Below are 9,077 nucleotides of genomic sequence, written 5' to 3'. Positions count from 1 at the left end.
GTGGTTGTCCAGCGCCTCGACGCCGCGCCCCCGCTTCTCAGAAGAGGAGAACCGCATGTGCGGAATCGTCGGGCTCCATCTGCGTGAGCCCCCGGACTCCACCGCCCGGAACAACGTCCACCCCCGCAACCGCTCCTGATCCACATCCAAAGACTCGGCAAGTCGCTTGATCCGCCGCCGAGTTGTAGACGCCCCCGAAGGCGTGGCGATCAGATCCTCAACCCGATCCCGAACCAGCCGAGCCAGATCAAACGCACACTCACCCACGACCGGATCCGGCCCCACCGCAAGCCACGGCACCCGCTCCGCAGCAAGCACCTTGCTCTGCCGAAACGTCCCGTGCAGCAACCGAACCTCAGGCGGCGCAGCCAACAACGCCTCCCGAGCCTCCAACGCGGCCGAGACCAACGAGGCGACCTCAGCCCCACCACTGCCCCGCATCACCCGAGCCTGCCGCCCCGTCCGCTCAGCCACGGTCTCGAACGCGTGATCACCGGGCGGCTCCACCCACAACCGCCGCAACGTCCCCGCGGCCTCCAGCAACGCCTTCGCCTCGGGCAACGACCGCACCGACACATCAGGATGCAACCGCTCCAGCACCAGCACACCCTCGGCCTCGAACGGCTCGACGAGCTGCACGGCACCCAGCCCACCCCAGTGGGCGAGCGCGGCCCGCTCGCTCTCCGGGCGGGCCCGGCGCGGGGCCAGCTTCAGCACGGCCGGGGTCCCATCGGCCCGCCGCACCAGCACGACCAAACTGCTGCGCCCGCCGGGCACCTGCACCCGTTCGACGGTCAACTCGCGTAGATCAACGGCCTGTCGGGCCACCTCGGGCAGCTTCTCCAACCAGTCGTCACCGCTCGGTGCCGTCTCCCCGAGCGCCCTCACCAGACGCTGCGGCGGTTCGAAAGCCATGCGCGAGTTGTTCCCTTCCTGCGGTCCTGCGGTCTTGCAACCCGGTGCGGATCACGCCGTGGGTGTCGCCGGGGCCGTGGGGGTCGCGGCCCGCTCGGCGAGACCAGGGAAGGGTACGCTCCCGCCGCGCCAGCGCACCGCGCGGACCGCCGCTTCCCGCAGCGCCTCCGTGGCCGTACCGCGCACCCCGTCCGCCGACGCCCGCACGAGGTCGGAGTAGACGCCTGCCACCCGCTCCTCCAGCTCCGCGGCGAGTTCCACGGCCGCCGCCGAGTCCGGTACCGGGAACGGCAGCGCGTACGCGGCGGACGCGGCCACGGGCTTGCCGCCCAGGTCCCGCACCTCGCGCACGAGCGCGTCGCGCCGGGCGCGATGGGCGTCGTAGGCCGCCTTGGCCTCGGTGCGCCGGCCCTCGCGGATGCGCCCGCCGACGACGCCGTAGCCGTACACCGCCGCGTGCTCGGCGGCCAGTGCCGCCTGAAGTGCGGTCAGTTCCGCGGCCTTCTCCTCGCTCACTTGGCACCCTCCGTCAGCAGATACGCGTGCGAGGCCCCCGCCGCGGCCACAGAGGCCAGCAGCCGGGCCAGTTCGCCGGGCAGGTCGAGCAGCGCCTTGGCCCGCCGGTCGGCGAGGGCCCGCTCGGCGGCGGCCAGCTCGGCGAGGGCGTCGCCCGGGGTCGCGGGTACGGCCGTAGCCGAAGCCGACGGTGAGGCGGTGGCCGTGGCGGACGGTGTCGAGCCGCTGCCGCCGAAGGCCGCCACGTGCCGTACGACCTCCGCCCGCAGCGGGTCCAGGCGCTCCGCCAGCGTCGGGTGCGCGGCGATGACCGCGTCGTAGCGCTGGACGAGGGTGTCGCTGTCGGAGGCCGCACGCGCGCGTGCGTGTTCGGACACCGACGCGCTGCCGCCCGTGGTCCCGGAGTCGTCGGCGTCGGTGGAGCAGCCCACCAGGAGCGCGGCTCCGGCGGCCGAGGCGAGCAGGCTCCTTCTGCGCGGTCCCAGGAGGGTGCGCGGAGGCGGGGGGAACGGCACGGCAGATCGTCCTCGGGGGGCTCGTACGAACGAAAAGGCGGGAAGGGCGGCGCGGCCCGTGATCACGGTACCCGCGCATCCCCCCGACTCACGTCACCGGCTCGTGAACCCACCTAGGGGCGCGGGGAACGGCGCGATCAGCCCCCACGGACCAGCACCCGCCCGACCACCGCAACCACCCGGGCTCAAAGGCGCCCCGGTCAACCGCCGGAGGCCCACGTGGACGGCAACACACCCTGAGACCGGATACCCTTTGTGCAGACACGCGCCCTACCCACAACAGCACACGCGGCCGAGGAGTCACCCGGATGAGCACGACCCAGAGCGAGAGGCTGCGAGAACTGCTGGAACCGCTCGTCGGCTCCCAGGGACTCGATCTCGAAGAGGTCGCGGTGGACTCGGTGGGACGCAAGCGGGTGCTGCGCGTGGTCGTCGATTCGGACACGGGCGCCGATCTGGACCAGATCGCCGATGTGAGCCGCGCGCTCTCGGCGAAGCTCGACGAGACCGACGCGATGGGCGCGGGCGAGTACACCCTGGAAGTCGGGACCCCCGGTGCCGAGCGTGAGCTCACCGAACACCGTCACTACGTACGTGCCACCGACCGGCTGGTGAAGTTCCAGCTGGCCGAGAGCGGTGAGCTGGTCGCCCGGATCATCGAGGTGGACGACGACGGCATCGACGTCGAGGTGCCCGGCGTGAAGGGGCGCAAGCCCACCGCCAAGCGGCTCGCCTTCGCGGATGTCGTCAAGGCCCGCGTGCAGGTCGAGTTCAACCGTAAGAACAAGAACGAAGACATCGCAGACAACGAAGAGAACGCAGAGGAGGCGTAGCCGTGGACATCGACATGAGTGCCCTGCGGGGCTTGGTGCGGGAGAAGGAGATCTCCTTCAGCCTGTTGGTCGAGGCGATCGAGTCGGCCCTCCTCATCGCCTACCACCGTACGGACGGGAGCCGCCGCCACGCGCGCGTGGAGCTCAACCGGGAGACCGGCCACGTGACGGTGTGGGCGAAGGAGGACCCCGAGGACCTGGAGGAGGGGCAGGAGGCACGCGAGTTCGACGACACCCCGTCCGACTTCGGCCGTATCGCCGCCACCACCGCCAAGCAGGTCATCCTGCAGCGGCTGCGCGACGCCCAGGACGACGCGACGCTCGGCGAGTACGCGGGCCGCGAGGGCGACATCGTCACCGGCGTGGTCCAGCAGGGCCGCGACCCGAAGAACGTGCTCGTCGACATCGGCAAGCTGGAGGCCATCCTGCCGGTGCAGGAGCAGGTCCCCGGCGAGACGTACCCGCACGGCATGCGCCTGAGGTCGTACGTCGTCCGGGTGGCGAAGGGTGTGCGCGGTCCGTCCGTGACGCTGTCCCGTACGCATCCCAATCTGGTGAAGAAACTGTTCGCCATGGAGGTGCCGGAGATCGCCGACGGGTCGGTGGAGATCGCCGCCATCGCGCGCGAGGCCGGCCACCGTACGAAGATCGCCGTCCGCTCCACCCGCAGCGGTCTGAACGCCAAGGGTGCCTGCATCGGCCCCATGGGCGGCCGGGTGCGCGCGGTGATGGGCGAGCTGAGCGGCGAGAAGATCGACATCGTCGACTGGTCGGACGACCCGGCCGAGATGGTGGCCAACGCGCTCTCCCCGGCGCGGGTCTCCAAGGTCGAGGTGGTGGACCTCGCGGCCCGCTCCGCGCGCGTGACGGTGCCGGACTACCAGCTGTCGCTGGCGATCGGCAAGGAAGGGCAGAATGCCCGACTTGCGGCCCGGCTCACGGGGTGGCGGATCGACATCCGCCCGGACACCGAACAGCCGTCCGACCAGCACGGGGAATAGATCTCGGCCGCGAGTGGCTTAGATCACGACAACAACCGTTCGATTCTTCCCCCGAAGGGGTGAGGTCGGTGCGGGGAGGTAGACTTAGCAGTGTCTGGCCGGACGCGAGCCCGCGCATGCCCTGAACGCACCTGTGTGGGGTGCCGGGAGCGAGCGGCCAAGAAGGAACTGCTGCGCATCGTGGCGGTCGAGGGCGAATGCGCTCCCGATCATCGCGGTACGCTGCCCGGCCGGGGTGCGTATCTGCATCCCGCCCTGGTCTGTCTCGACCTGGCGGTACGCCGCCGGGCGTTCCCACGGGCGCTGCGTGCCCAGGGAGCGCTCGACACAAAGGCGTTGCGCCTCTACGTCGAGCAGGCGACACCGTAAGAGCGAGTCGTACGGAACCTCCGTGCGGCCCGGTATTCCGCGAGTTGGAAGTAGGTCGAGATTGCGATGAGCACTCGATGAGCACGCGATGAGTACGCCCATGAAGTAGCGACGCTGCCCAACTGCACTGCCGGCGCTGTGCAGTTGAGTCTGCGGAGCCTTCACAACTCGTACTCGCCGGATCAGACTCCGACTTTTGTGCTCACCGCCAAGAACTCCTCGGGCAGTGACTGCAAGGTTGATCTCGGGCCCAAGAGTGCCGTGTTGACCATCACGGAGGCCGGGGGCGCGTCCGACTTCTGGTCCTCGGCCGACTGTCCGAAGAGTGCCGTCAGCGTCTACTACCGGGTGTCCGCCGGGAGCAGCGTCACGTACACCCTGAAGTGGGACCGCAAGCCGAGCGCGCCCGAGTGTGCGACTCCGGCTGCTGGTTCGGCCGGGGCCGGGACCTATCTGGTGGAGGCGGAGGCCTCCGGGTTCGCCAAGGCGCAGACCTCGTTCGTTCTGGCGAGTGACTGACGGGCCGCTGTTTTCGTCAGACGTAGCGTTCCAGGATTGAGGATTCCGCGAGGCGGGAGAGGCCTTCTCGTACGCTTCTTGCCCTTGCCTCGCCTACGCCGTCGACCGTCTGTAGGTCGTCGACGCTTGCTGCCAGGAGTTTCTGGAGACCTCCGAAGTGTTCCACCAGGCGGTCGATGATCGCGCCGGGGAGGCGCGGGACCTTGGCCAGGAGGCGGAAGCCTCGGGGGGAGACCGCCGAGTCGAGAGCCTCGGGGGAGCCGGTGTAGCCCAACGCGCGGGCCACGGTGGGGAGTTCGAGGAGTTCCGCGTGGGAGAGGGCGTCGAGCTCGGCCAGTGCTTCGTTGACCGTGCGGGAGCGTTTGGCCGTCGGCTCGGGGACGTAGTCGCGGACCACCAGTTCGCGTTCCGGGTCCACGCCTGCGATCAACTCCTCCAGCTGGAGGGCGAGCAGGCGGCCGTCCGTGCCGAGTTCCAGTACGTACTCGGCGATCTCGGTGGCGATCAGGCGGACCATTTCGAGGCGTTGGACCACTGCCGAGACGTCTCGGACCGTCACCAGGTCCTCGATCTCCAGGGCGGACAGCGTGCCCGCCACCTCGTCCAGGCGGAGCTTGTAGCGCTCCAGCGTGGCCAGGGCCTGGTTGGCGCGGGACAGGATGGCCGCCGAGTCCTCCAGTACGCGGCGCTGGCCGTCTACGTAGAGGGCGATCAGGCGCATGGACTGGGAGACCGAGACCACGGGGAAGGCGACCTGTTTGCTGACCCGGTCCGCCGTGCGGTGCCGGGTGCCTGTCTCTTCGGTGGGGATGTCCGGGTCGGGGACCAGTTGCACGCCCGCCCGGAGGATCTTGGAGAGGTCGGACGAGACGACGATGCCGCCGTCCAGCTTGCAGAGTTCACGCAGGCGGGTGGCTGTGAACTCCACGTCCAGGATGAAACCGCCTGTGCACATCGCTTCGACTGTCTTGTCGGAGCCGAGCACGATGAGTCCGCCCGTGTTGCCGCGGAGAATTCGCTCCAGGCCGTCGCGCAGGGCCGTGCCGGGTGCCACGGCGCTCAGTGAGGCGCGCATCAGGCCATCGGCACCGGAGCTCCCGCCGGACTTTCCGGGAGCTGACGCCCGGTCGTTGGCTGCCACTGCACTCCTCCGGTCGCAGGTTTTTCTGGTGCTCCCGTTTCGCGTACCTGGTTCGTACGGACGGGCGAGACCAGGGCAAAGTCTACCGGCGGTCCTCGGCGTCCCGTGGGGCCTCTCGCTTACGGGAGCGCGGAAGGACCCGGAGAGCGTCTCCTATGTCGGCTACTTCGATGACCTTCATGCCTGCGGGGATCTTGCCCGGGTCGCCCGGGACGAGTGCGTGGGTGAAGCCCAGACGGTGTGCTTCGGAGAGCCTGCGCTGGACGCCCGTGACCCTTCTGACCTCGCCCGCGAGGCCTACTTCGCCGATCGCCACCAGGTTGTTGGGGAGGGGGACGTCGCTCGCCGCGGAGGCCAGGGCCAGGGCGATGGCCAGATCTGCCGCCGGTTCGGAGAGTTTTACTCCGCCTACGGTCGCGGAGTAGATGTCTCGCTTGCCGAGGGCGCTGATCCTGCCGCGCTGTTCCAGGACCGCGAGCATCATCGAGACCCGGGATGTCTCCAGGCCCGAGGTGGTGCGGCGGGGGGAGGGGATCTGGGAGTCGACGGTGAGGGCCTGGACTTCGGCGACCAAGGGGCGGCGGCCCTCCAGGGTGACGGTCAGGCAGGTGCCCGGGACCGGCTCCGCGCGGCGGGTCAGGAACAGGCCGCTCGGGTCGGCCAGGCCCGTGATGCCCTCGTCGTGCAGCTCGAAGCAGCCGACCTCGTCGGTTGTGCCGTAGCGGTTCTTGACGCCCCGTACGAGGCGCAGGCGCGCGTGGCGGTCGCCCTCGAAGGACAGGACCACGTCCACCAGGTGTTCCAGGAGGCGGGGGCCCGCGATCGCGCCGTCCTTGGTGACGTGGCCCACGAGGAGGGTGGACATGCCGCGCTCCTTGGAGGCGCGGATCAGGGCGCCGGCCACCTCGCGGACCTGGGCCATGCCGCCGGGAGCTCCGTCGATCTCCGGGGAGGCCACCGTCTGGACGGAGTCCAGGATGAGGAGGGAGGGCTTCACCGCGTCCAAGTGGCCCAGGATCGTGGCCAGATCTGTCTCGGCGGCGAGATACAGGTGGTCGTCGATCGCCTTGATGCGGTCGGCGCGCATCCGGACCTGGCTCGCCGACTCCTCGCCGGTGACATAGAGCGTGCGGTGCTCGTCGCTCGCCGCCTTGGCCGCCACGTCGAGGAGGAGGGTCGACTTTCCCACGCCCGGCTCGCCCGCGACGAGCACGACCGCTCCGGGGACCAGGCCGCCGCCGAGCACCCGGTCCAGCTCGGGCACGCCGGTCGAGCGGGCGGTGGCCTGACGGGCGTCGACCTGGCCGATCGGTACCGCGGAGGTGGTGACGCGGCCGGGGGAGGTCGTCCGGACAGCGGGCGCGCCGTACTCCTCGACCGTCCCCCAGGCCTGGCACTCGGAGCAGCGGCCGAGCCACTTGGCCGTCTGCCAGCCGCACTCGGTGCAGCGGTAGGACGGACGGTCCTTGGTGGTCTTCGTACGGGCAGCCATGCGTGAACCGTAACCGCCGCCACTGACAACCCGGTCGGCGGACGGGCCGTGCCTCTTCGGTATCCGGCCACCGTCCGTCGGGAACGAGCCACGGAGGTGTGGATGGCTGTCCCCTTTTGAGGGATCGTTTCACCCGTACGGATTAAATGTGCTCAAGGGGGCGGAAGGGGGCATCGCCCGCCGCCTACGGTCGCACGGGTGATGAGCAGCAGTCCGGAGACCTCGACCCGCACCACCGGCGCACACCGGGCGCATCGGGAGGCGCGCGACCGCGCTGCGGCGCGCACGCTGGCGCAGAGCTCGCCCGCGCGCTACGAGCCGTATCTGGACGGCCTGTTCACCTACTGCCTGTCCGTGCTCTGCGACCACGACGCGGCGACCGCGGCCCTGGGAGACGTGCTCGCGCTGGCCGAACGCCGGGGTGCGCGCGTGCCGGAGACGGCCGGTGACCGCCGGGCCTGGCTGTACGCGCTGGCCCGCTGGGCATGCCTGCGGAAGCTGGCCGAGGCCAAGCAGAAACGTCAGGGCACGCACGCGGTGGGGCGTACCGAGGCGGAGGAACCGGCCGTCTCCGAGGAGTTGAGGGAGCAGCGGCGGCGTGAACTCGCCCTGCTCGCCTGGCCGGAGGCCGCCGGGACCACCCCGGAGCAGCGTGAGGCGCTCGAACTCGCCGTGCGCCACCGGCTCGCCGCCCACGAGGTCGCCGCGGTCCTCGGCATGGACCTCGCTCGTGCACGGGAGTTGCTGGCGTCCGCCGCCTGCGAGGTGGAACGCACGCGTGCCGCCCTCGCCGTCGTGGAGACCGGGAGCTGCCCGAGCGTCGCCCGTCTCACCGGTGACCATCAGCTGGTGCTCAGCAGCGCCCTGCGCCGCGAACTCGTCCGGCACGTCGACGACTGCCCGCACTGCCGCCGTACCGCCGAGCGCGCGGCGCCCGGCAGTTGGCCCGGCGCGAGTGTCACGCCCGCCGAACTGCCCGTCCTGGAGGCACCGCGCGCGGCCCTGCATGTCGCCATGGCGCATCTGCCACGCGCGCGTGGGGCATCCGCACCGCGTTTCGACCGGCGCGGTTTCCCGATGGACCCGAAGGACCGTGCCGCCCGGAGGGACCGTCTTCGCGCGCGTGCCGTCACGACGACCGTCGTCGCCACCGTCATCGCGGCCCCCGTCCTCGCCCTGTGGGCCGCCTACCGGGGCACCCCGACCGGCGAGGGCGTCGACGGCAGGGCCGCCACCGCGAGCGAGCAGCACGGACCCGGCAGCCTGGAGGGCGAGGTCGCGAGCGGCGGCTACGAGAACACCGGCAACGCCGGTAACGCCGGCACCAGCCCCCGGCCCGGCAAGAACGGCAAGAACGGCAAGAACGACGTCTCCGTAGAGGTCATCAGCGTCACCGGCGCCGACCAGAAGGGCGCCGGTCACCTCGCAGTCTCGGCCGCCAACAGCAGTGACACCACGCTGATCACGCTCACCGCGTCCGGCTCGGCACCGGTCCGCTGGTCCGCGACCACCGCGGCGCCCTGGCTCTACCTCAGCCAGTCCTCGGGAACCCTCGCACCGGGCGAATCGTTGACGATCAAGGTGTACGTCGACCATCTGCGCGAGCCCTCCGGCCACTGGACCGCGCGCGTGGCCGTCTCACCGGCCGGGGCGCGTCCGGCTCGTCGGCGGTGAGCATCGCGAACCCCGGGAAGCAGGTCAGCCAGTCGCCCATGGACGCGTCCGCCGGACGGGGCACGGCGGCCACGTCGAGCACCGCCCCGCAGCCGCTCGCCT

The 9,077-nt window shown here is 70.8% G+C and carries 9 protein-coding genes and 1 pseudogene; 5 read left to right on the top strand and 5 right to left on the bottom strand.

Translation table 11 applies throughout. The annotated features are described in order from the left end of the window. The 3 genes from ACNFOC_RS45560 to ACNFOC_RS45550 all read right to left on the bottom strand — a co-directional run. A partial coding sequence (locus ACNFOC_RS45560; RefSeq protein ID WP_416964886.1) for an aminoglycoside phosphotransferase family protein occupies positions 1–915 on the bottom strand: 915 nt, incomplete at its 3' end. A 51-nt stretch (positions 916–966) separates the two neighbouring features. After that, entirely contained in the window at positions 967–1,431 is a 465-nt protein-coding gene (locus ACNFOC_RS45555; RefSeq protein ID WP_416964885.1) for a ferritin-like domain-containing protein, read from the bottom strand. Continuing rightward, the gene (locus tag ACNFOC_RS45550) at positions 1,428–1,946 is read right to left on the bottom strand and encodes a hypothetical protein (RefSeq protein ID WP_416964884.1); all 519 of its coding nucleotides are present in this window, start codon (positions 1,944–1,946) and stop codon (positions 1,428–1,430) included. The genes ACNFOC_RS45555 and ACNFOC_RS45550 overlap by 4 nt, the downstream gene beginning before the upstream one ends. 308 nt (positions 1,947–2,254) lie before the next feature. Here ACNFOC_RS45550 and rimP point away from each other — a divergent pair, with 308 nt between their 5' ends. The 4 genes and pseudogenes from rimP to ACNFOC_RS45530 all read left to right on the top strand — a co-directional run. After that, complete coding sequence (gene rimP, locus ACNFOC_RS45545; protein WP_416964883.1) at positions 2,255–2,779, top strand: ribosome maturation factor RimP; 525 nt, start codon at positions 2,255–2,257, stop codon at positions 2,777–2,779. 2 nt (positions 2,780–2,781) lie between these two features. Then, complete coding sequence (gene nusA, locus ACNFOC_RS45540) at positions 2,782–3,780, top strand: transcription termination factor NusA (protein WP_416964882.1); 999 nt, start codon at positions 2,782–2,784, stop codon at positions 3,778–3,780. A 90-nt stretch (positions 3,781–3,870) separates the two neighbouring features. Continuing rightward, complete coding sequence (locus tag ACNFOC_RS45535; protein WP_327400920.1) at positions 3,871–4,149, top strand: YlxR family protein; 279 nt, start codon at positions 3,871–3,873, stop codon at positions 4,147–4,149. 108 nt (positions 4,150–4,257) lie between these two features. Beyond that, positions 4,258–4,668, top strand: a pseudogene (locus ACNFOC_RS45530) (hypothetical protein); the annotation flags it as partial. 16 nt (positions 4,669–4,684) lie between these two features. On the opposite strand, the gene disA reads toward ACNFOC_RS45530, so the two are convergent. Both disA and radA read right to left on the bottom strand, forming a co-directional pair. After that, entirely contained in the window at positions 4,685–5,809 is a 1,125-nt protein-coding gene (disA, locus tag ACNFOC_RS45525) for a DNA integrity scanning diadenylate cyclase DisA (protein WP_416964881.1), read from the bottom strand. Positions 5,810–5,891: 82 nt separating this feature from the next. Continuing rightward, positions 5,892–7,301, bottom strand: coding sequence for a DNA repair protein RadA (radA, locus tag ACNFOC_RS45520; protein ID WP_416964880.1), 1,410 nt, complete (start codon positions 7,299–7,301; stop codon positions 5,892–5,894). Between the two features lie 198 nt (positions 7,302–7,499). On the opposite strand from radA, the gene ACNFOC_RS45515 reads away from it, so the two are divergent. Next, positions 7,500–8,975: a BACON domain-containing protein gene (locus tag ACNFOC_RS45515; protein ID WP_416964879.1), complete on the top strand. Its 1,476-nt coding sequence runs from the start codon at positions 7,500–7,502 to the stop codon at positions 8,973–8,975. Positions 8,976–9,077 lie beyond the last annotated feature (102 nt).

It is taken from the genome of Streptomyces colwelliae (genome assembly GCF_048158785.1).
In the GTDB taxonomy this organism is placed as follows: Bacteria; Actinomycetota; Actinomycetes; order Streptomycetales; family Streptomycetaceae; genus Streptomyces.
The sequence above is the reverse complement of the archived record's forward strand: the minus strand, read 5'-3'. Positions and strand labels throughout refer to the sequence as shown.

What these genes read in the sequence shown, in the direction of transcription:
- rimP (WP_416964883.1), top strand. Translation starts at nt 2,255, where the DNA reads ATGAGCACGACCCAGAGCGAGAGGCTGCGAGAACTGCTGGAACCGCTC.
- radA (WP_416964880.1), bottom strand. Translation starts at nt 7,301, where the DNA reads ATGGCTGCCCGTACGAAGACCACCAAGGACCGTCCGTCCTACCGCTGC.